Source organism: Microvirga zambiensis WSM3693, from assembly GCF_016735695.1.
GTDB lineage: Bacteria > Pseudomonadota > Alphaproteobacteria > Rhizobiales > Beijerinckiaceae > Microvirga > Microvirga zambiensis.
The window spans coordinates 1-673 of sequence record NZ_JAERQD010000227.1 but is presented as its reverse complement, the minus strand read 5'-3'; the positions used below and the strand labels follow the sequence as shown (position 1 = coordinate 673).

1 pseudogene is annotated in these 673 nt (G+C 66.3%); it reads left to right on the top strand.

What is annotated here, in order from left to right:
- Positions 1–480, top strand: a pseudogene (locus JKL46_RS35025) (transposase); the annotation flags it as partial.
- Positions 481–673: the final 193 nt, after the last annotated feature.

Below are 673 nucleotides of genomic sequence, written 5' to 3'. Positions count from 1 at the left end.
CGCCATGGCAGCCGCTGCCGCAGCCTGACCGGCACCTTTGGCCAGACAGAGATTTCGTTGCCGCGAGCGCGCTTGCGCACCGAGGATGGCACCACCACCGAGTGGAGGAGCGGTGCCTTGCGGGCCTATCAGCGCCGCACCAAGGCCGCTGATGCCCTGATTGCCTCAGCGTATCTGGCCGGCACCAACACCCGGCGGGTGCGCCGGGCGCTGGCGGCTCTCTTTGGCGGAGCCGTCGGCAAGGACACGGTCAGCCGGGTCTGGCGCAAGGTGCAGGCCGACTGGCAGGCCTGGACCCAGCGCTCACTCGCTGATGAGCCGATCGTCCGGCTGATCCTCGACGGCACGGTGGTGCGGGTCCGGCTCGACAAGAAGGCCACCTCGATCTCGCTGCTGGTGGTGATCGGTGTGCGTGAGGATGGCCAGAAGGTGCTGCTGGCGGTCAAGAACATGGGCGGCGAGACCACGGCCGCCTGGCGTGTAAGGCGCGGCGATCAGGGTGGAAGTTGAGCGGCAATCAGAATGAGAGGTGACGGTGCGATCCGTCAGGACCGCACCGTCTGGCTGTCGTGGCCGACCGGATAAGGAGTGGGGTTCTTCACGACCAAATGAGGAACCCACCCTTTGCCCGGCCGCCACATCACCGACTGCCAGATGAGACTCTACATGAAGT